The organism is Ruegeria sp. AH3, assembly GCF_056536265.1.
This window is the reverse complement of record NZ_JBQFJL010000001.1, coordinates 3,364,150-3,385,874: the sequence shown is the minus strand read 5'-3', so window position 1 is coordinate 3,385,874 and position 21,725 is coordinate 3,364,150. Positions and strand designations below refer to the sequence as shown.

Sequence of the window (21,725 nt, the reverse complement as noted above, 5' to 3'; positions counted from 1 at the left end):
CCGCGAGCGTTCCCATTCCGAGGTGAACGTCGCGGTTTGTTATCAGAGGGCGCGAACGATAAAAGTGTCCGGGCCTTGACCAGTTCATTACTGAAATCGGTTATGGGGCGGCCCCCGGTACCGAGATGACGCGCGTAATAGGGGGAGTCGGCCCAAGTGTCAACAGCGCGCGGGTCTGGACGCCCCTGACGCCGGATTGCGCTGATTTATCAGCGTATCTTGCGCCATTCCAGTCCTTTGGCCCGGTTGCAGGCCGGAAAACGCAAAGGCATAGTTTGACCAAGCCATTCCTGACGGGTGAATCATGCAAGTCATCGGCCTGTGCCGCTTTTCCTACCCCGCCCTCGGCGGGTTTCAGATCGAACATGAAACCGTCGAAGAACGCCGCCGCTATCTTTATAACCCGGCCCGTCTGGAAGAGCGTTTTCGCCTGTTCGAGGCCACCACCCTGCCCTGTTTTCGCGAACAGACCGATGAGGATTTCGAATTCCTGATCGTAATCGGGGATTGCCTGCCGAAGCCGGCCTTTGACCGGCTGCACGACCTGACTGCCGGGATGCGTCAGGTGCGGATCATTCAGAAATCTGCCGACACGCAGATCGGCCCCCGGCAGATCATGAAAGAGATCCTGAACGCGGCCCGCGCCAACCCCGAGCAACCCTGCATCCAGTTCCGACATGACGACGATGACGCGGTGTCCGTTGATTTCGTGGAACGCCTGCGCATCGCGGCGCAGGAAGGGGCCGGGTTGATGGCAAACAACCAAATGGTCGGAATTGACTATAGCCTCGGGTTCCTCGCCCGATTTGGCCCGGCTGGCGTGCGGACCTCGGAGGTCTATAAACCTCTGCTGGGGGTCGGGCTGGGCATGTATATCGCGGGTGGCTGTAGCCATTCGATCATGAATTTCACTCACCACCGCGTCGGACGCTTCATGCCGGTACTCAGCTATTCGGATGCACCGATGTGGGTGCGCACGCTCAATGGCTTCAACGATTCCAAACGCGCGCGCAACAACAAGGATGAAATCCCGGAACTGACACCTGAGCTTGAAGGTGAGTTCATCGCGCGGTTTGCGATCGACCAGAACCTGGTCCGACAGGTTCACTCGGCAGCTTGAGTGGATCTTTCGCGGAACAGGGTGAACAACCCTGCGCCAACCACAAGTGTGGCCCCCAGCATCGTCACTGGATCGGGCCAGTCGCCAAAAACCAGCCAGCCCAGCACCAAAGCCCAGATCAGGCTGGAATAGCGGAACGGCGCGACAAAGCCGACCTCGCCCACGCGCATGACCATCACGCTGAACAGGTAGCCCCCGAGCACGAACACCGCCGCGGAAACGGTCAGGGTGCCTGCCGCCAGAGGTATCGGCACCCAGCCTTCAAAGACCGAAACCACCGCTGCGGTCACCGTGATCGTCAGCGATGTGGCCAGCGTAACCACCATCGAGGGGACCTCGGCCGACATGCGCCGGGTGATCAGGTCCCGCGCGGTCACCGATACCACTGCAACCAGCGCATAGAATGCGTAGAGGCTGAACCCATCGGGGCCGGGTCGGACGATCAGCAGCATACCGGAAAACCCAAGTGCGATTGCCACGATGCGCCGCCAGCCGATCCGCTCACCAAAGATCAGCGCCGCCCCAAGCGTCACCGTCAAAGGCAAGGCCTGAAGCACTGCCGTCACGTTCGCCAGCGGCATATGCTTCAGCGCTGTCAGAAAGAAAAACGTGGCGCTTAACTCGCTGACGCACCGCAGCGCGACCAGCCATTTATCGTGGCGCGGAAAATCCAGATTTAACGCCCCCAGATGGCGCGCGAGCAGATAGACCAAAGCTGTCGCCACCGCGCCCCGGATCGCAATCATCTGAAACAACGGCAAATCCTGCAATGCGACTTTGACCAGCGTGTCATTTACGGTGAAGGCGGCCATGCTGCCCATCATCAACAGCGCGCCTTTGACATTTGGGGTCATTCTGGTTTGGTCCGGTCCTAAATTATTGCGACCATTGGCCGGACAGCCTGCTGCAATGTCAACTCATCATTGACCGCGCTCACAGAACCCGCTGACTTTGACCCGCGCCCTGTTATGCTGAAACCCAACGATAGCAAAAAGGTGCACCGTGATCGAAGGTCTGAGCCACATAACATTCATCACAGCCGACCTCGACAAGATGGAAGAAATCCTGACGACAGTTCTGGATGCGCGTAAGGTCTATGACAGCGGCGACAAGACTTTCTCACTCTCGAAAGAGCGTTTCTTCGACATCGGCGGTGTCTGGGTCGCGGCAATGGAAGGCGACCCGTTAACCCAGAAAACCTATAACCACGTCGCCTTTAAAATGGGTGCGGATGAGTACGAGGACAGGCTGCAGCGCATCCGATCGCTTGGCCTCGAACTGCGGGAAGGCCGGGCGCGGGTTCCGGGGGAAGGTCAGTCGATCTATTTCTATGACCACGACAACCATATGTTTGAACTGCACAGCGGCACGCTGCAAGAGCGCTTGATACGGTACGCCGAAGATTGAAATCAGTGGCGGTCTGGCCGCGCACGAGGCGGATCAACCAAAGAAAAAGGCCCCACATTGCTGCAGGGCCTTTTTTTAGCTTTTCAGTGCGCTTACTCGCGGCTTTCCGGTGTTTCCACCAGTACATCCAACTCGTCACCGACCATATCGTCGTCGATCATCGGCGCAGCCAGAGCAGCGGCCGCTTCGGCCTCTTCCCGGCGGGCTTCGATCACCACGTTGTCACGCGACTGCGCGATGTGGCGGACGGCCTGAGTCGCACCACCGGTACCGGCGGGGATCAGGCGACCAACGATGACGTTCTCCTTCAGGCCAACCAGCTTGTCTTTCTTGCCCTGAACCGAGGCTTCGGTCAGAACGCGAGTGGTTTCCTGGAACGAGGCCGCCGAGATGAATGAACGCGTCTGCAGCGAGGCTTTGGTGATCCCCAGAAGGATCGGCTCGCCCTGAGCCGGACGACCGCCGCGCGAGATGGTCTTCTCGTTGGCTGCGTCGAACTCCTGCTTGTCGACATGTTCGCCTTTCAGCAGGGTGGTGTCGCCTGAATCCAGAATCTCCCACTTCTGCAGCATCTGGCGCACGATAACTTCGATGTGCTTGTCGTTGATCTTCACGCCCTGCAGACGGTAGACGTCCTGCACCTCGTCGATCATGTAATCCGCCAGCGCTTCGACACCCATGATGGACAGGATGTCATGCGGAGCCGGGTTACCGTCCATCAGGTATTCACCCTTCTGGATGAAGTCCCCTTCGGCGACCGGGATGTGCTTGCCCTTGGGCACCATGTACTCGATGGTCTCCATGGACTCGTCAGCCGGTTCGATGCTGATGCGGCGCTTGTTCTTGTAGTCGCGGCCAAAGCGCACGTAACCATCGGCTTCTGCGATGATCGCGTGATCTTTCGGACGGCGGGCTTCGAACAGTTCGGCCACACGCGGCAGACCACCGGTGATGTCCTTGGTCTTGGCACCTTCACGCGGGATACGCGCGACCACGTCACCGGCTTCGATCTGCTGACCATCTTCGACCGACAGGATCGCATCCACCGACATCGGATAGTGAACCGGGTTGCCCGCATCGTTGCGGACCGGCTCGCCATCTTCGCCGACCAGAATGATCTCGGGCTTGAGGTCGCTGCCTTTGGGGGCAGCGCGCCAGTCGATCACGATCTTCTGGGTCATGCCGGTTGCATCGTCAGTCTCGTCGCGGACAGCGATGCCCGAAACAAGGTCGACATATTTCGCAGTACCGGCCTTCTCGGCGATGATCGGCAGAGTGTAGGGGTCCCATTCGTACAGCTTGTCGCCACGGGCCACCTTGGTGCCGTCCTTGACGAACAGCTTGGAGCCGTAGCCCAGCTTGTGGCTGGCACGCTCTTCGCCGTGTTCGTCGCTGATCACCAGCTTCATGTTCCGGCCCATAACGAGGCTTTCGCCTGCGGCATTGACCAGAATCTGCGGGTTCTCGAAGGAAACGACACCTTCCTGGCTGGCTTCCTGGAACGACTGTTGACCACCTTGCGCAACACCACCGATGTGGAAAGTCCGCATCGTCAGCTGCGTACCGGGTTCACCGATGGACTGAGCGGCGATGATGCCGACAGCCTCACCTGTGTTCACCATGGTACCCCGTGCAAGGTCACGACCGTAGCAGGTGGCGCAGACGCCTTCCTCGGACTCACAGGTCAGAGGCGAGCGGATGCGCATCGAGGCAACACCGGCTTCGTCGATGGTGTCCGCCATACGTTCGTCGATCAGCTGACCTGCAGCCACGATCACCTCATCCGTACCCGGACGCAGAACATCGTCTGCGGCCACACGGCCCAGCACACGTTCCGCCAGCGAGGCGACAACCTCACCGTCGTTCACGGCTGCTTCGGCAGTGATCGCACGCTCGGTGCCACAGTCGATCTCACGAACGATACAGTCCTGTGCGACGTCGACCAGACGACGGGTCAGGTAACCCGAGTTCGCCGTCTTCAGAGCGGTATCCGACAGACCCTTACGGGCACCGTGGGTCGAGTTGAAGTACTCGAGAACGGTCAGACCTTCTTTAAAGTTCGAGATGATCGGCGTTTCGATGATGTCACCGTTCGGCTTAGCCATCAGGCCGCGCATACCGCCCAGCTGTTTCATCTGAGTGACCGAGCCACGCGCACCGGAGTGGGCCATCATGTAGACCGAGTTCGGTTCCTGCTCGGAGCCGTCCTCTGCCCGATCCGACGAAGAGATCGTCGACATCATGGCCTCGGTGACGCGGTCGTTACACTTCGACCAGGCATCGACAACCTTGTTGTACTTTTCGCCCTGAGTGATCAGGCCGTCCATGTACTGCTGTTCAAAGTCCTTCACCTGACCGCGGGTGTCATCAACGATGCCCCACTTGTCGTCCGGAATGACCATGTCGTCCTTACCGAACGAGATGCCTGCCTTGAACGCTTCTTTGAAGCCCATCGACATGATCTGGTCACAGAAGATGACCGACTCTTTCTGACCGCAGTAACGGTAGACGGTGTCGATCACCTGCTGCACTTCTTTCTTCCGCAGCAGGCGGTTGACCAGCTCGAACGGCGCCTTGTTGTTCATCGGCAGCAGAGCACCCAGACGCAGACGGCCCGGGGTGGTTTCATAGCGCTTCTGAACTTCGTTGCCTTCGTCGTCGATCTGGGTGATCCGCGCGGTGATCTTGGTGTGCAGGTGCACTTCGCCGGAATCCAGCGCGTGCTGAACTTCGTCGATAGACCCAAAGACCTTGCCTTCGCCCGGCATGCCTTCGCGTTCCAGGGTCACATAGTACAGACCCAGGATCATATCCTGCGACGGAACAATAATGGGCGCGCCGTTTGCAGGCGACAGAACGTTGTTCGTCGACATCATCAGAACACGCGCTTCCAGCTGCGCCTCAAGGCTCAGCGGGACGTGAACGGCCATCTGGTCACCGTCGAAGTCGGCGTTAAAGGCCGAACAGACCAGCGGGTGCAGCTGGATGGCTTTACCTTCGATCAGAACCGGTTCGAACGCCTGAATGCCAAGACGGTGCAGCGTCGGCGCGCGGTTCAGCATGACAGGGTGTTCGCGGATCACCTCGTCGAGGATATCCCAAACTTCGGGACGCTCTTTTTCGACTAGTTTCTTCGCCTGCTTCACGGTCGAAGACAGACCCTTGGCTTCAAGGCGCGAGTAGATGAACGGCTTGAACAGCTCCAGCGCCATCTTCTTGGGTAGACCACACTGATGCAGCTTGAGTTCCGGACCGGTCACGATGACCGAGCGGCCCGAGAAGTCGACCCGCTTACCCAAAAGGTTCTGACGGAAGCGACCCTGCTTACCTTTCAGCATGTCCGACAGCGATTTCAGCGGACGCTTGTTGGCGCCAGTGATCACGCGGCCACGACGGCCGTTGTCGAACAGAGCGTCAACGGATTCCTGCAGCATCCGCTTTTCGTTACGGACGATGATGTCAGGCGCGCGCAGCTCAATCAGACGCTTCAGACGGTTGTTCCGGTTGATGACGCGGCGATACAGATCGTTCAGATCCGAAGTCGCAAAACGGCCACCATCCAGCGGAACCAACGGACGCAATTCCGGCGGAATAACCGGGATTACGGTCATCACCATCCACTCGGGCCGGTTGCCCGACTCGAGGAAGGATTCAACAACCTTCAGACGCTTGATGATCTTCTTGGGCTTCAGTTCACCGGTCGCTTCGGCCAGATCAGCGCGCAGCTGCTCGGCTTCGGCTTCCAGATCGATCTGGGCCAGCATCTCACGGATGGCTTCGGCACCAATATTCGCGGTGAACGCGTCCATGCCGTAGGCATCCTGAGCGTCCATGTACTCTTCTTCAGTCAGCATCTGGCCGTAGGTCAGGTCAGTCAGACCGGGCTCGATGACGACGTAGTTTTCAAAGTACAGAACACGTTCCAGATCGCGCAGCGTCATGTCCAGCATCAGGCCGATGCGGGACGGCAGCGACTTCAGGAACCAGATGTGTGCAACAGGCGCGGCCAGTTCGATGTGGCCCATACGCTCGCGGCGGACTTTCTGCAGGGTGACTTCCACACCGCATTTCTCGCAGACAACGCCGCGATATTTCATCCGCTTATATTTGCCGCACAGACACTCGTAATCCTTGATCGGGCCAAAGATACGCGCACAGAACAGACCGTCACGTTCAGGCTTGAACGTCCGGTAGTTGATGGTTTCGGGTTTCTTGATCTCGCCATAGGACCAAGACAGGATCCGCTCGGGCGACGCCAGCGAGACCTTGATCTCGTCGAACACCTTCGGGGGCGTCAGCGGGTTGAACGGGTTGTTGGTGATTTCCTGGTTCATTTGTTACCTCAAATCTTGCGGAAGGGGGGACGGGAGAAAGGGCAAGGCCCTTACTCCTCAACCTCCGCATCCAGGAGTTCCATATTCAGGCCGAGGCCACGGACTTCTTTAACCAGAACGTTGAACGATTCCGGTACGCCCGCTTCAAAGTTATCCTCGCCCTTGACGATCGACTCATAGACCTTGGTCCGGCCGGCGACGTCATCCGATTTCACGGTGAGCATCTCCTGCAGGGTGTAGGCGGCGCCGTAAGCTTCCAGAGCCCAGACTTCCATCTCACCAAAGCGCTGACCACCAAACTGCGCCTTACCACCCAGCGGCTGCTGGGTCACCAGGCTGTACGGCCCGGTCGAACGCGCGTGGATCTTGTCGTCCACCAGGTGGTGCAGTTTCAGCAGGTACTTGATGCCCACGGTTACAGGGCGTGCAAATTGCTCACCGGTACGACCGTCGAACAGAACCGACTGACCGCTTTCCGAGAACCCCGCACGCACCAGCGCGTCGTTGACGTCTGCTTCCTTGGCACCGTCGAAGACCGGGGTAGCGATCGGAACACCGCGGGTCACATTGCCCGCAGCCTCGATCAGGCCATCCTCGTCCAGACCGGTGATGCCTTCTTCGTAGACATCCTCGCCATAGGCCAGCTTCATCGCTTCGCGCACCGGGGTCAGATCGCCGGACCGGCGGTATTCACCCAGAGCGTCGTCGATGTTCAGACCCAGACCGCGCGCGGCCCAACCCATGTGGGTTTCAAGGATCTGACCGACGTTCATACGCGAAGGCACACCCAGCGGGTTCAGACAGAAGTCAACCGGCGTACCATCGGCCAGGAACGGCATGTCTTCCATCGGAACAACCTTGGAGATCACACCTTTGTTCCCGTGACGACCGGCCATCTTGTCGCCCGGCTGCAGCTTACGCTTCACAGCGATGAAAACTTTGACCATCTTCATCACACCCGGCGGCAGGTCGTCGCCACGGCGGACCTTCTCGACCTTGTCCTCGAAACGGGCGTCCAGAGCACGTTTTTGCACTTCGTACTGCTCGTTCAGAGCTTCGACGATCTGTGCGTCCTGCTCACCTTCCAGTGCCAGCTGCCACCACTGACCACGGGTCAGGGTTTCCAGCAGATCCTCGGTGATCACCGAGCCTGCCTTGACGCCTTTCGGGCCTTTGACAGCGGTTTTACCCAGGATCAGGCCTTGCAGACGCGCATAGATGTTGCGATCCAGGATCGCCAGCTCGTCGTCCCGGTCACGGGCCAGACGTTCGACTTCCTCACGCTCGATCTGCAGCGCACGCTCGTCTTTCTCGACGCCGTGACGGTTGAAGACGCGGACTTCCACGACCGTACCGTAATCACCCGGTTTCACACGCAGCGAGGTGTCGCGCACGTCAGATGCTTTTTCACCAAAGATGGCGCGCAGCAGCTTTTCTTCCGGGGTCATCGGGCTTTCGCCCTTCGGAGTGATCTTGCCGACCAGAATATCGCCCGGCTCTACATCCGCGCCGATGTAAACGATGCCGGCCTCGTCGAGGTTGCGCAGCGCTTCTTCACCGACATTCGGGATGTCGCGGGTGATCTCTTCCGGGCCCAGCTTAGTGTCACGGGCGGCGACTTCGAATTCCTCGATATGGACCGAGGTAAAGACGTCGTCACGCGCGATACGTTCCGAGATCAGGATCGAGTCTTCGTAGTTGTAACCGTTCCACGGCATGAACGCGACGACCACGTTCTTACCAAGGGCCAGTTCACCCATATCGGTCGACGGACCATCGGCAATGACCTCGCCCTTCTGGACGGTGTCACCCACCTTGATCAGCGGACGCTGGTTGATGCAGGTGTTCTGGTTCGAACGCTGGAATTTGCGCAGACGATAGATGTCAACGCCAGCATCGCCCAGTTCCAGATCTTCGGTGGCGCGGATAACGATACGCTGGGCATCGACCTGGTCGATGATACCGGCGCGTTTCGCCTGAATCGCAGCGCCTGAGTCGATCGCGACCTTTTCCTCGATCCCGGTACCGACCAGCGGTGCCTCGGCCCGCAGCAGCGGAACCGCCTGACGTTGCATGTTCGAGCCCATCAGAGCGCGGTTGGCGTCGTCATTTTCAAGGAACGGGATCAGCGATGCAGCGACCGAGACCAGCTGTTTCGGCGACACGTCGATCAGGTCCACATTCTCGCGTGGGGCGAGGGTGTAGTCACCGGCCTGACGGGTCGAGACCAGATCGTTGATGAACTTGCCATCGGCATCCAGCGTCGCGTTCGCCTGCGCCACGGTGTGACGCATTTCCTCGGTCGCGGACATGTAATGAACCTCATCCGTCACCTCGGCGTCTTTGACGACGCGGTAAGGTGTTTCGATGAAGCCATACTTGTTCACGCGGGCAAAGGTGGCCAGCGAGTTGATCAGACCGATGTTCGGACCTTCGGGCGTTTCAATCGGGCACATCCGGCCATAGTGGGTCGGGTGTACGTCACGCACCTCAAAGCCCGCACGCTCACGCGTCAGACCACCGGGGCCAAGCGCCGAGAGGCGGCGTTTGTGGGTAACTTCCGACAGCGGGTTGGTCTGGTCCATGAACTGCGACAGCTGCGAGGAGCCAAAGAATTCACGAACAGCAGCCGCGGCCGGTTTTGCGTTGATCAAGTCTTGCGGCATGACGGTGTCGATCTCGACCGACGACATACGCTCTTTGATCGCGCGCTCCATGCGCAGCAGGCCAACGCGGTACTGGTTCTCCATCAGTTCGCCAACCGAACGCACACGACGGTTGCCGAGGTGGTCGATATCGTCCACGTCACCTTTGCCGTCACGCAGTTCAACCAGCGCCTTGATGCAGGCCACAATGTCTTCGCGGCGCAGGGTGCGCAGGGTGTCCGGCGCGTCCAGAGCCAGACGCATGTTCATCTTCACGCGACCAACAGCGGACAGGTCATAGCGCTCGCTGTCGAAGAACAGAGTGTCGAACAGGGCCGACGCAGCCTCGACGGTGGGCGGCTCGCCCGGGCGCATGACGCGGTAGATGTCCATCAGCGCGCTTTCACGGTTCAGGTTCTTGTCCTGAGCCATGGTGTTGCGCATGTAGGGGCCGACATTGACGTTGTCGATGTCCAGAACCGGGATATCGGTGATGCCCGCATCCATCAGGTCCTTGACGGTGCCACCGATCAGGTCGCCGTCCTTGTCGTATTCCAGCGTCAACTCATCACCGGCTTCGACATAGATCGCGCCGTTTTCTTCGTTGATGATGTCCTTGGCGACAAATTTGCCGACGATGTTGTCGAACGGGACCAGCAGGTCGGTGACGTTGCCTTCGTCGATCAGCTTCTTCACCGCGCGCGGGGTGACTTTCTTGCCAGCTTCGGCAATCACTTCACCGGATTTCGCGTCGATCAGATCATAGGTCGGACGGGTACCGCGCACACGCTCGGGGAAGAACGGTGTGACCCAACCCTTCTTCTTGTCCAGCTTGTAGGACACGGTGTTGTAATACGCGTCCATGATCGCTTCCTGATCCAGACCCAACGCATACAGCAGGGTTGTCACAGGCAGTTTGCGGCGACGGTCGATACGGGCGAACACGATGTCCTTGGCGTCGAACTCAAAGTCCAGCCAGCTGCCGCGATACGGGATGATGCGGCAGGCAAACAGCAGCTTGCCCGAGGAATGGGTTTTGCCCTTGTCGTGGTCAAAGAACACACCGGGCGAGCGGTGCATCTGGCTGACGATCACACGCTCGGTGCCGTTCACGATGAACGTACCGTTCGGCGTCATCAGGGGCATGTCGCCCATGAACACGTCCTGTTCTTTGATGTCTTTGACCGATTTCGCGCCGGTGTCCTCATCGACATCAAACACGATCAGACGCAGAGTGACCTTGAGCGGCGCGCTGTAGGTCATATCGCGCTGCATACACTCTTCGACGTCGTATTTGGGTTTTTCCAGATCGTATTTCACGAACTCCAAAACGGAGGTTTCGTTGAAATCCTTGATCGGGAAAACCGACTGGAACACACCTTTGATGCCTTCGCCGTCTGTGGGCTGCTCTGCATCGCCGGAGCGCAGGAAAAGATCATAAGAAGATTTCTGCACCTCAATGAGGTTCGGCATCTCCAGCACTTCGCGGATTTTGCCGTAATATTTACGAAGACGTTTCTGGCCAAGGAACGTTTGAGCCATGTCAGATGTCACCTTTCGATGTTCTCAGCGGGCAAAGACACCGTCGGGCCCCGGCATCTTGCACAATCGAGACAACACGTCCGGATCAATTCATGGCCACCGTCCCGAAGGCAGCCTCCCGATCCGAAAACCGTGTCTTAGAAAACGCCCCAGATATTGAGGCCCTTTCTAAGACAGGTTCGGCTGGATCCGGATTTCTCCGGACCCAGCCAAATTTTTCGGCGCATCAGCGATGCACCAGAGACTAAGCTTAGGCCAGCTCGACTTCGGCGCCAGCTGCTTCCAGCTTGCCTTTGATGTCTTCTGCTTCTGCTTTGTCCACGCCTTCTTTGATCTTGCCGCCGGCTTCGACCAGTTCCTTGGCTTCTTTCAGGCCCAGGCCGGTGATGCCGCGAACTTCTTTGATGACGTTGATTTTCGATGCGCCGGCGTTCTTCAGAACGACGTCGAATTCGGTTTTTTCTTCCTCAGCTGCACCGCCGGCGTCGCCACCAGCTGCAACCATTACGGCGCCGCCAGCTGCGGGCTCGATGCCGTATTCGTCTTTGAGGATGGTTTTCAGTTCTTGTGCTTCCAGCAGGGTCAGACCCACGATGCTTTCTGCGAGTGCTTTCAGATCAGCCATTTTATCAGCTCTTTCCGTTTACAGTGTGTGTTCCAACGTCAGGGGATTTCCCCTACGCAGATCATTCAGTGCCAACCGCTTACGCAGCTTCCGCCTTCTCTTCGATGGTGGAAAGGATGCTTGCGATGTTGCTTGCAGGTGCGCCAATCGCGCCGGCGATGTTCGAAGCAGGTGCGCCAATGCAGCCCACGATCGAAGCAATAAGCTCTTCACGAGACGGCATTTTCGAAACTGTTTCGACGCCTTTGCGGTCCAGAGCGTTCTCGCCCATTGCACCGCCGAGGATCTCAAAATTCTTGTTATCCTTGGCGAAGTCCTCGGCCACCTTGGCTGCTGCCACGGGATCCTCGGAATAGGTCAGAACGGTCATCCCTGTCAGCAGGTCGGCCATGCTTTCACACGGCTTACCCTCAAGGGCGATTTTGGCGAGCCTGTTCTTGGCAACACGCACGGCACCACCCGCGTCACGGGCACGTGCGCGAAGGTCCTGCATCTCGGCAACTGTCAGACCGGCGTAGTGCGATACCACTACGACGCCAGAGCTTTCGAAGATTTGGCCGAGTTCCTCGACCACTTTCTCTTTCTGGGCTCTATCCACAGTTCTCTCCAAGTTTGGGGCGATCACTCACCCCGGCTCATATTTGCCGAAGGCAAGCCTCCGGCGTTCAGGTCCGTTGTTACGGGATTGGCCAAAATGCGCCCGAGGATCGTGACCCTCAGAATTCTTTGGTCTTACCCGTCTCAGGCAGGGAATTAAGGGGCCGTATGGCACCACCCACCGTCTTGGACGAAACAAAATAAAGCGCACGACGAATCGCACGCTTTATTCCGTGGCTTTACTTAGGACAGATGTGCGGGATTTCCAAGGGGTAAAATGGTGCGATCAGCCACTCATGCTCTACTTTTGAACAGCTTGCAATTTACCACACCCGTCTAGCTGATAACGGGTTATCCGAATACACATACATGCGGCACCTCACAGCGACATTCGCGGTTTGAACCGGATGCTACGCCAAGATACAGTGACTACTCCGGATTTCGCTAAATTAGGCGAAAAACTGATGGTGCAGGTCGATAAGCCGTAGGTTAATTGCCCAGTGAGAACCGATTGAATGCATGAAGTTTGACGGTCAATTGCTCATTAGGTTCTAATGTGAATGTGGCAGCAATGATGTGTGCTCTCGGCAGAGGAACAATACTCGATGCTAACTGGTTTCACCCAAACAAATGTTTCGGTTGACCGTCCTTATTTTGCGAACTCTCGGGGCTCCTCGAAAAGAAAAGAGCCCCACCCAAAAGACTGTTAGCGCGATGCTGCCGGGCGCGCTGAGTTTTGGATAAGCAAGCTATCAATGTGTTCCATTCGTCGGGCAAAGCTCTTTTCGAATGTGTGTTCAGCGGCGTAACTTCTTCCTGTGTCTGACCAAAACTTGATGCGGTCTCGGTTTCTATGGGCAAGCGCCACTTCTTGCGCAAGCGCTGTGGCATCCCCAATGGGGACGATGCAACCAGCGTCCACTCTCGCCAGCAGCCCATTCAGTGCCTCGTTGTCAAAACCCAATATCGGGGTGCCGTTGCCTAAAGCTTCCATGTAGGCGCCTGCCGGGTCTCCCTGCACGTGCGGGCAGACCCAGATATCGACTTCGCGCTGCATGAATGGAGTAAGCTCTTTATAGTAATCCACAAATCCGTGGAACGTAAGAATGTCGTCAAGACCCATGGCAGCAGTTTCCGCCCTTAGATCGTCGAGCAGGACACCGTCGCCAAATACATCAAATGTAAACGGGACACCCGTTTTTCGAATTTCTTGTGCAATTTTGGGAATATGGTGGGCACCTTTCATTCTATTGATCCGCCCTGACCAGGCAAGCCTAAGTGGCTCTTCTGATGTCAGACGAGCATGACGTGCGTCTTGCTTGTCTTCGCCAACCAGCATTTCATCGCCCAAACGACCATCAAAAAACAGCATGGCATGGTCATTAATCCGCCTATAGGCGTCATAAGTTGGAGTTCCGTTGCATTGTACTCCGGCGGCGATGCGTATGGCGGCTTGCTGCCGTCTCTCAAGGTTTCGTTCCCAGATCGTGCGCCGCAATCTTTTAATTGGGTTGCTGGTTTCCGCATGAACAATCTGCAATCTGGTGCGTAGGGAATACTCGCTGCCATAAACAACGGGCACGCCCAATTCTTGCCCCCAGCGTGAAAGATGAGTGGCGCGGTAACCGATACCCGCAACTGCAGCGGTCATGCTTGAAAGCGCTTGACGCGCTTCGTCGCTTTCAAAATCCGCAACAACCAGATCAAAGGGCAAATCGGCTTGATCGACTTCAACGTTATCACCGCCCAGCAATCGATCGACATCTTCGTGCAAACGGGCTTCCGGAGCGGGCTCACAGACGCAGGTCAGCGGGCCGCTCCAGTGCCTCCCATGTGCCTCCATGCCGCTGATCTGACGACCCGCGAGAACAAATTTTCCGTTGGCGCGCTTGATCGCTAACACATTAGAAAACACACCAAATCGTCTTGAAGACATAAAATTACCCGAAGAAATAGCGTTGCACGCGGGCGAGGCTAGCGATCGACGAATTAAGAATCAAGCAGAGGTATAATCCACACGCCTCAGTCTTCCGTCATTGGGCCCAAGATCGAATCCAACATAGTCTCGATACTTCTCAAGCACGTGGATCAACCGACCGCATAGTGGCGTTGCCTGGTCGCTGGCCAGAAACTGGCAAAGCTCGGCGGCAAGATCAGGGGACACTCCGGCGCGACCGCCCGCGATGTCACCCGCCTCTTTGGCCTCTTCGGGAACCCGATCTTCATTTTCCAGAACTTCACGGGTCATTGCCGTTGCAACTGCGCCCGGCGCAAGGGCAAATAAGCGAATTTTCGACCCCTCCGCCTCCAGCTCCATTTGGGCGGTCTCGACCAAACGGAGTACCCCGGTCTTACTGACACCGTATGCCGCAAAACCCGCACGGGGCGCGGTAGAGCCGCCGCCTGAAAACTGTATCAGGACTCCGTTGTCGACTGGCCGCATGACCCGCAGCGATTCGCGAATGACATTGACGGCACCGATCAGATTGATTCTGATCGTCGCTGCAACCGCTTCCGGGTCTGTTTCCCAAATGGGGCCAATTGCGCCACGACCGCCCTGAATTGCCGCCGTGTTGATTACAATGTCCGGTTGTCCCGCGGTGGCCAGTACTGCCCGAACAGCCGCCGTATCAGTAATATCGCACACCTGCCCTTTGGCTCCGATTGCTCTGGCGGTGGTTGCGACCTCTTCTGGATTTCGGGCAGAAATTACAACATTATCCCCAATTTCTGCGAAGCTTTTGGCTACCGTCGCACCGATGCCACGTGCACCTCCAAAAACCACTACACTCCGTGACATTTGCCCCTCCGGTTAGTCAAAGACCTGCTAAAATTCTCTATAAAGAGCTATCTTTACAAGAAGTGATAAGCTAGTTCTTTAACCTGTCTAGAGCCTCTCGGGTGACGACTTTTTGTTATTCAGTTGTAATAAGAGTTGGTTTCCCGGTCAGTGAATTGATGTGTAACGGTTAACCATTTGGGATTTTACTATGGAATTGACGATTAAACTCTATGCCGATGGTGCAGATATCAATGATATGCTTGAAGCCAAGGCAAGCGGGAAGGTTTCGGGATTTACGACCAACCCGACACTTATGAAGAAGGCCGGGATTACGGACTACGCCTCCTTCGCCAAAGACGTATTAAACAAGATCACAGACGCGCCCATTTCGTTCGAAGTGTTTTCAGATGATCTGCCCGAGATGGAGCGTCAAGCGCGCCTGATCGACAGTTGGGGCGACAATGTCTATGTCAAGATTCCGGTGACAAACACAAAGGGTGAATTCACCGGCCCAATTCTCAAAAGCCTCAGCGCTGATGGGGTGAAGCTGAACGTCACCGCAATTTTTACCCTTGAGCAAGTCAATGACGTGCTGCAATCGTTGAGCCCCGAGACCCCCAGCGTGATCTCGATCTTTGCCGGGCGTATTGCCAACGCGGGCATTGACCCGATGCCGGTAATGAAAGCTGCTGTTGCTATGGCTGCTCGCTATCCAGCCGCCGAGGTTCTTTGGGCAAGCCCACGGGAAGCGCTGAACATTATCCAGGCGCAGGAGACTGGGTGTCATATCATCACCATCACTCCGGATTTGATTAAGGCGACCGGAACTTTCGGCAAGGATCTGGCTGAATACTCGCTTGAGACTGTGCAGATGTTCTATGACGACGCGACTGCGGCCGGATACACATTGTGAACAAACCACGTATTGTTATTACAGGCGTTGCCGGCTTTGTCGGCAGCAATCTGGCGGATTACCTGCTGGGCAGAGGATATCATGTCGTCGGAATCGACAATCTTGCCTATGGCCTGAAGAGCCAGATACCGGACGATTGTACGTTTCACGAGATCGATATACGTGATCCGCAGTTGATTGACGTGATACAGACAGGCGATGTGATTTTCCACCTTGCTGCCAAAAATTGTATCGCGGATTGCCAGGACGACCCGGTGGAGACGGCATCAATCAACGTGGCCGGCTCGGTCAATGTTTTTGAAGCGGCGCGGCGGAAGAAAGCGGCGAAGGTAATCTACGCTGAAAGCTCAGCCTTGTATGAAGGATCGCAGGTACTGCCGACGCCCGAGGAAGAACTGCATCCCAAAAGTTTCTATGCCATTTCAAAGGCGGCCTCGATGGCATTCGCTGACGCCTATTCGGAATATCATGGCGTTGCGACGACCGCGCTCCGCTATTTTTGCGTTTATGGCCCGAAGCAGGACTATAGACGGTCGATCCCACCGGTTATGAGTGCCTTTATTATGCGGTTGGCCGAGGGGAAGGCACCAACAATATTTGGAACAGGTGGAAAGCGCCGGGATTTCATTCACGTGGACGACGTAAACCGCTTTCACGAGCTGTGCATTACAGATCAGCGAACCAATGGCCAAGTCTACAATCTGGGCGCCGGCGAAAACTATTCCGTGCGCGATATATACGATCACGTTGCCGCTTTGATGGGCAAGGATTATCCGCCCGAACACAAGCCTGATCTGCCGGGTGAGGCTGAAGAGACGCTTGCCGATATCTCCCGCGCACGCGGGCTTGGTTGGAGGCCGCAGATAGGGCTTGATGCTGGCCTCAAGACCATGATCGACTATCTGGCCAAAGAAGGGTTGATCCGTCTGTGACCCTGATGCCCAAAGCCCTTGTCCTGGCCGCCGGGAAGAGCACGCGGATCGAACCGATCTCGGGTGGGCGTCCAAAACCGTTGTTGCAAATTGGCGGCGACGCGATTTTGGCACGTAACTTGCGCTGGCTCGCACGTGAAGGCGTGAAAGAGGTATTCATCAATCTTCACCATCGCCCCGAAGACATAACTGCCTTTGTCGGTGACGGACAGCAATTCAGCCTCTCGGTCTCATATTCGCATGAGCCTGAAATACGGGGTACAGCGGGCGCCGCAAAGCAGATTGGCGATAAATTCGGCGGTCGCTTTCTGGTGGTCTACGGCGACAACCTGCTTAATACCGACCTGAAGGCGCTGCTGGAAAAACACGAAGCAACTGGTGCGATCGCTACAGTTGCGGTCTTTGACCGCAACGTCCACCCTCATACCGGCATTGCCGGGGGTAGAGTCGCGGTGGATGATGCAGGCCGAATAGTGGAATTCGTCGAAGGCGCCGGCGATGAAATTTCTTCGCTCGTCAACGCAGGTATCTACGTGTTGGAACCGTGCGTGCTCGAAACAATTCCGTCTGCAAGCTTTTTTGATTTCGGGAAAGATGTATTTCCAGCGCTGTTGGCAGAAAATCAATCTGTCTATGCAGCGCCAGTTTCCGGCTATTGCCTGGGCATTGATACGCCCGAGTCTTTTTCCACTGCCGAAGATCTTGTTCAATCTGGAAAGGTCATTTTGTCATGATAATCACGCGTACACCGTTTCGAGTCACTTTGGGCGGCGGCGGTACAGATCTGCCATCATATTATGAGAAGGATGGCGGCTTCATCTTTGCCATGTGCCTGAATAAGTACATGTATGTCTGTGTGAACCGGCAAGTCGTAGATACCAAGGTCAGAATAAACTACACGCAGGCCGAAGAGGTCGATAACGCACGAGATTTGAAACATGAACTGGCGCGCGAAGCCCTCTTGCGCCATGGCTTCGATGAGCGGATTGAGATTTCGTCGCTCGCCGACATCCCGGCAGGCACCGGTGTGGGATCGTCCAGCTGCTATCTTGTCGGGCTCCTGACAGCGCTGCGCGCTCAAAAACGCGACTTTGTATCGATCCAGGAGGTTGCGGAAGAGGCCTGCGATATCGAACTCAATGTTCTCAACAAGGGTATTGGGAAGCAGGACCAGTATATGGCTGCCTTTGGTGGTCTAACACAACTCGACATCGCAAAAGACGGCACCGTCAAGGTTACAGAAGTTGATCTCGGTGAATCCGCGCTCGCCGACCTGACGGGCAATACGCATATCTACTATACCGGCACACGACGCGGTGCCGAAGCGGTGCTGAAAGATCAAGACGAAGCAATGAAAAAAGTTGCCCCCAAGGCGAGCGGGGGTGGTGGATCAAATCAGGTTCAGAACAGTCTCGATGCGATCAAGGATCTTGGCTATCGAATTCTGGATCAGATCAAATCGCAGGAATTCGACGAATTCGGCTTGTCGCTGCACGAGCATTGGATGAACAAACGGCGGATGTCTTCAAAGATTTCCTCTGATGGCTGGGACCAGCTCTACGACGAAGTGCGCGCCGACTACAATGTCTTGGGGGGCAAGATCATCGGGGCAGGAGGTGGTGGCTTTTTGATGCTTTATTGCGCCAAAAATCCCGCAAAGCTCGAGGCGTATATGGCCGCGCGTGGAATGCCACGCATCCAATACGGCATCGATTTCGACGGCTCGACGACAGTCGCAAATATACGCGGTCGTTAAGGTGCGGACATGGCGGAACTGGATGGAACCTTAGGCGTAGCAGTCATCGGATGTGGTCTGATCGGCAAACGTCGGGCGGACGTGGCCGCGCGACATCCTAAAACGCGACTTGTGGCCGTTGCGGATGTTTTCGAAACGACCGCTCAGGAACTGGCCGCCGAACACCACGCCGAGGCTTTCACGAATTGGCGCGACGCGATCGCAGCGCAAGGCGTAGATATTGTTTGCGTGGCAACACCCAATGCGGGGCTGTCCGAGATTTCCGTGGTAGCGCTGGAAGCTGGGTGTCATGTGCTGGTGGAAAAGCCGATGGGCAGAAACCTGTCCGAGGCGCTTGCAATGCAGAAAGCGGCTGAGGCCACTGGACGGCGACTGAAGATCGGGTTCAACCATCGCTATCACCCTGCCCTGACCGAGGCACATCGCAGGATGACTGACGGAGTGATCGGCGACATTATCCATATTCGCGCCCGCTATGGCCATGGTGGGCGTCCAGGCTACGAAAAGGAATGGCGCGGAAATCGTGAAATGGCCGGTGGCGGAGAGTTGACGGATCAAGGCGTCCATATCATCGACTTGATTCACTGGTTCATGAAGGCAGAGCCAAACTCGGCCTACGGATGCCTTCAGACCGCAGTTTGGCCTTTGGGCGACCTCGAAGACAATGGTTTTGCCCTTTTGCGATGGCAGGACGGGCGGATTGCCAGTTTTCACACCGCCTGGACGCAATGGAAGAACCTGTTCTCTTTCGAGGTTTTTGGCACCTTGGGCTCCCTTGTGATCGAAGGGTTGGGGCGCAGCTATGGGACTGAGACGCTGACTCAAGCGATCCGCAGGCCTGAAGGCGGTGTACCGGATATGGAAACCCTCTCGTATGAAGGTGCTGACGAAAGTTGGGATTTGGAATGGCAGGATTTCCTGTCGGGAATCCAAACGGGAAATCCAATCTGGGGGGATTTCGCTGAAGGTGTCGGCGTCATGCGAACTTTGAAAGCGATATATGAGTCGTCCGAGACAGACATTCCGGTACAGCTGGAGAAGGTTTCGTGAAACGACCGGCGCTGTTCTTCGATCGCGATGGCGTTCTGAACGAAGTCGTCTCGCGTGATGGTGGTTGGTATTCGCCGCGCACCCTAGACGACTTTCGGCTTTCCGATGGGTTGTCTGAGGTCGCAGACCGGTTGCATTCACGTGAATTCCCAGTGCTCGTTGTCAGCAATCAACCCGATGTTGCCCGCGGAAAACTGACTGAAGATACCTTGGGCGAGATGAACGCAAGGATCGAGGCCGTGCTTGGCCCCGATCAGATATATTGCTGTACCCATGATGACGCGGACAATTGCAATTGCCGAAAGCCGAAAGCCGGTGCTTTTCTTGCCCTAGCAGACAAATGGCAGATCGACCTGGGTCGCAGTGTTTTGATCGGTGATACCGCCAAGGATATGCTGGCAGGAACCGCCGCCGGAATGACCACTATTCTGATTCATACCTCTTACAACAACGGGGTCGAGGCTGACCACCACGCGGACACATTGTTGGGGGCCGTAGATATCGCCCTCGACACGATCACATAGCAGAAAGGACTGTTTCATGGACGCAATTGACGAATTTTTTAAGAATGCTTCTGACATCATCGCAACGCTTGATCGAAAGACCTGCGCTGACATGGTCGATCTGATTGTGCAGGTGCGTGCGCGAGGCGGGCGGTTGTTTTTTGTCGGATCGGGTGGTGGCGCAGGTCATGCCAGTCACGCGGTCAACGATTTCCGAAAGATTGCTGGAATCGAATGCTATACGCCAACCGATAATGTTTCCGAGCTAACGGCACGGATTAACGATGACGGCTGGGACAGTTCTTACGCCAACTGGCTCAAGGTCAGCCGAATTCGCAAAGAGGACGCTGTTTTTGTGTTCTCCGTAGGCGGCGGTAGCAAGGAAAAGAATATCTCTATGAACCTTGTTGAAGCCATGCAACTTGCCAAGGACGTAGGCGCTTCGGTCATGGGCGTTGTCGGTCGAGACGGCGGGTATGCAGCCGAGGTGGGTGATGCCGTTCTGGTAATCCCGAGTTTAGGGGATGTCACCGCTCAGGTAGAGAGCTTTCAGGCCGTGGTCTGGCATATGCTGGTCTCACATCCAAAGGTGCTGATGAACGAGATGAAGTGGGAATCCGTTGAATAGCCAATCTTGGGTTAGCGATCGGATTACTACGACATGGGTTCGGTCAGCTTGTTTGTCTGATGGCAATTAACGAAACCCAATGTTGTTTCGACGAGTTGGTCCGAGCGATGATGGCTTTTGATCGAAGATAAGAAAAAGTCCCGGGCAGTTCGCACCACCCGGGACCAATTCTTTGTAATTCTGCGCTCGGGCTTATTCGCCCGACGCTTCCGCAACATCGACGGTCACGCCAGGGCCCATGGTTGAGCTCAGCGCGATTTTCTTCATGTAGGTGCCTTTGGCGCCCGACGGCTTGGCCTTGGCCACAGCCGAGACGAAAGCGCGGACGTTTTCGGCCAGCTTGGCTTCGTCAAACGACGCTTTACCAACGCCAGCATGCACGACGCCGCCTTTTTCTGCCTTGAACTGAACTTCACCGCCCTTGGCTGCTTCCACGGCCGCTTTCACATCCATGGTCACGGTGCCGACCTTCGGGTTCGGCATCAGGTTGCGGGGGCCCAGAACTTTACCCAGACGGCCAACGATCGGCATCATGTCCGGGGTTGCAATGCAGCGGTCGAATTCGATGGTGCCGCCCTGAATGGTTTCCATCAGGTCTTCTGCACCAACGATATCCGCGCCAGCTTCTTTCGCTTCGTCGGCCTTGGGGCCACGGGCGAAAACAGCAACGCGCATCGCTTTACCGGTGCCGTTCGGCAGGCCGACAACGCCGCGAACCATCTGGTCTGCGTGACGGGTGTCAACGCCCAGGTTCAGAGCGATTTCGATGGTCTCGTCGAATTTCGAGGTTGCGTTGGCTTTGACCAGGGCAACTGCTTCGTCCACCGACAGGTTTTCCTTGCCAGCGACAGCGTCGCGCGCAGCGCGGGTACGTTTACCGAGTTTTGCCAT

At 56.6% G+C, this 21,725-nt stretch carries 17 protein-coding genes; 9 read left to right on the top strand and 8 right to left on the bottom strand.

The features are described 5' to 3' along the window. Positions 1 to 304 precede the first annotated feature (304 nt). Positions 305 to 1,120 (top strand): putative rhamnosyl transferase, encoded by an 816-nt coding sequence (locus ACR3EM_RS17020; protein WP_480471824.1) that lies wholly within the window; start codon positions 305 to 307, stop codon positions 1,118 to 1,120. Here ACR3EM_RS17020 and ACR3EM_RS17015 read toward each other — a convergent pair. Further along, on the bottom strand, positions 1,105 to 1,974 hold the full coding sequence (locus tag ACR3EM_RS17015) for a DMT family transporter (protein WP_480471823.1): 870 nt from the start codon (positions 1,972 to 1,974) through the stop codon (positions 1,105 to 1,107). The genes ACR3EM_RS17020 and ACR3EM_RS17015 overlap by 16 nt on opposite strands. 148 nt (positions 1,975 to 2,122) lie before the next feature. Here ACR3EM_RS17015 and fosX point away from each other — a divergent pair, with 148 nt between their 5' ends. Next, the gene (gene fosX / locus ACR3EM_RS17010; protein WP_480471822.1) at positions 2,123 to 2,527 is read left to right on the top strand and encodes a FosX/FosE/FosI family fosfomycin resistance hydrolase; all 405 of its coding nucleotides are present in this window, start codon (positions 2,123 to 2,125) and stop codon (positions 2,525 to 2,527) included. A 92-nt stretch (positions 2,528 to 2,619) separates the two neighbouring features. On the opposite strand, the gene rpoC is transcribed toward fosX, so the two are convergent. From rpoC to ACR3EM_RS16980, 6 genes are all read right to left on the bottom strand, one after another. After that, the gene (gene rpoC / locus ACR3EM_RS17005) at positions 2,620 to 6,861 is read right to left on the bottom strand and encodes a DNA-directed RNA polymerase subunit beta' (protein WP_480471821.1); all 4,242 of its coding nucleotides are present in this window, start codon (positions 6,859 to 6,861) and stop codon (positions 2,620 to 2,622) included. A 50-nt stretch (positions 6,862 to 6,911) separates the two neighbouring features. Continuing rightward, positions 6,912 to 11,048, bottom strand: coding sequence for a DNA-directed RNA polymerase subunit beta (gene rpoB, locus ACR3EM_RS17000; protein ID WP_480471820.1), 4,137 nt, complete (start codon positions 11,046 to 11,048; stop codon positions 6,912 to 6,914). 250 nt (positions 11,049 to 11,298) lie between these two features. Continuing rightward, a complete protein-coding gene (gene rplL / locus ACR3EM_RS16995; protein WP_155142436.1) occupies positions 11,299 to 11,673 on the bottom strand; it encodes a 50S ribosomal protein L7/L12 in 375 nt (124 codons plus the stop codon). A 79-nt stretch (positions 11,674 to 11,752) separates the two neighbouring features. Continuing rightward, positions 11,753 to 12,271: a 50S ribosomal protein L10 gene (gene rplJ / locus ACR3EM_RS16990; RefSeq protein ID WP_010441181.1), complete on the bottom strand. Its 519-nt coding sequence runs from the start codon at positions 12,269 to 12,271 to the stop codon at positions 11,753 to 11,755. Between the two features lie 705 nt (positions 12,272 to 12,976). Further along, on the bottom strand, positions 12,977 to 14,206 hold the full coding sequence (locus tag ACR3EM_RS16985; protein ID WP_480471819.1) for a glycosyltransferase: 1,230 nt from the start codon (positions 14,204 to 14,206) through the stop codon (positions 12,977 to 12,979). Between the two features lie 60 nt (positions 14,207 to 14,266). Further along, positions 14,267 to 15,070 (bottom strand): SDR family NAD(P)-dependent oxidoreductase, encoded by an 804-nt coding sequence (locus ACR3EM_RS16980; RefSeq protein ID WP_480471818.1) that lies wholly within the window; start codon positions 15,068 to 15,070, stop codon positions 14,267 to 14,269. Between the two features lie 190 nt (positions 15,071 to 15,260). Between ACR3EM_RS16980 and ACR3EM_RS16975 the strand changes: the two genes are divergently transcribed. The 7 genes from ACR3EM_RS16975 to ACR3EM_RS16945 are packed head-to-tail and all read left to right on the top strand — an operon-like array spanning position 15,261 to position 20,834. Continuing rightward, positions 15,261 to 15,965 (top strand): transaldolase, encoded by a 705-nt coding sequence (locus tag ACR3EM_RS16975; protein WP_480471817.1) that lies wholly within the window; start codon positions 15,261 to 15,263, stop codon positions 15,963 to 15,965. Beyond that, a complete protein-coding gene (locus ACR3EM_RS16970) occupies positions 15,962 to 16,897 on the top strand; it encodes an NAD-dependent epimerase/dehydratase family protein (RefSeq protein ID WP_480471816.1) in 936 nt (311 codons plus the stop codon). The genes ACR3EM_RS16975 and ACR3EM_RS16970 overlap by 4 nt, the downstream gene beginning before the upstream one ends. 5 nt (positions 16,898 to 16,902) lie before the next feature. Continuing rightward, a complete protein-coding gene (locus ACR3EM_RS16965) occupies positions 16,903 to 17,631 on the top strand; it encodes a nucleotidyltransferase family protein (protein WP_480471815.1) in 729 nt (242 codons plus the stop codon). Continuing rightward, the gene (locus ACR3EM_RS16960; RefSeq protein WP_480471814.1) at positions 17,628 to 18,653 is read left to right on the top strand and encodes a GHMP family kinase ATP-binding protein; all 1,026 of its coding nucleotides are present in this window, start codon (positions 17,628 to 17,630) and stop codon (positions 18,651 to 18,653) included. Before ACR3EM_RS16965 ends, ACR3EM_RS16960 begins: the two co-directional genes overlap by 4 nt. 9 nt (positions 18,654 to 18,662) lie before the next feature. Further along, on the top strand, positions 18,663 to 19,703 hold the full coding sequence (locus tag ACR3EM_RS16955; RefSeq protein WP_480471813.1) for a Gfo/Idh/MocA family protein: 1,041 nt from the start codon (positions 18,663 to 18,665) through the stop codon (positions 19,701 to 19,703). Beyond that, the gene (locus ACR3EM_RS16950) at positions 19,700 to 20,227 is read left to right on the top strand and encodes a D-glycero-alpha-D-manno-heptose-1,7-bisphosphate 7-phosphatase (protein WP_480471812.1); all 528 of its coding nucleotides are present in this window, start codon (positions 19,700 to 19,702) and stop codon (positions 20,225 to 20,227) included. The genes ACR3EM_RS16955 and ACR3EM_RS16950 overlap by 4 nt, the downstream gene beginning before the upstream one ends. A 16-nt stretch (positions 20,228 to 20,243) precedes the next feature. After that, positions 20,244 to 20,834 carry an SIS domain-containing protein gene (locus ACR3EM_RS16945; RefSeq protein ID WP_480471811.1) on the top strand — a complete coding sequence of 197 codons (591 nt, stop codon included), beginning with the start codon at positions 20,244 to 20,246 and terminating at the stop codon, positions 20,832 to 20,834. Positions 20,835 to 21,026: 192 nt separating this feature from the next. Here ACR3EM_RS16945 and rplA read toward each other — a convergent pair whose 3' ends face one another. After that, on the bottom strand, positions 21,027 to 21,725 hold the full coding sequence (gene rplA / locus ACR3EM_RS16940; protein ID WP_480471810.1) for a 50S ribosomal protein L1: 699 nt from the start codon (positions 21,723 to 21,725) through the stop codon (positions 21,027 to 21,029).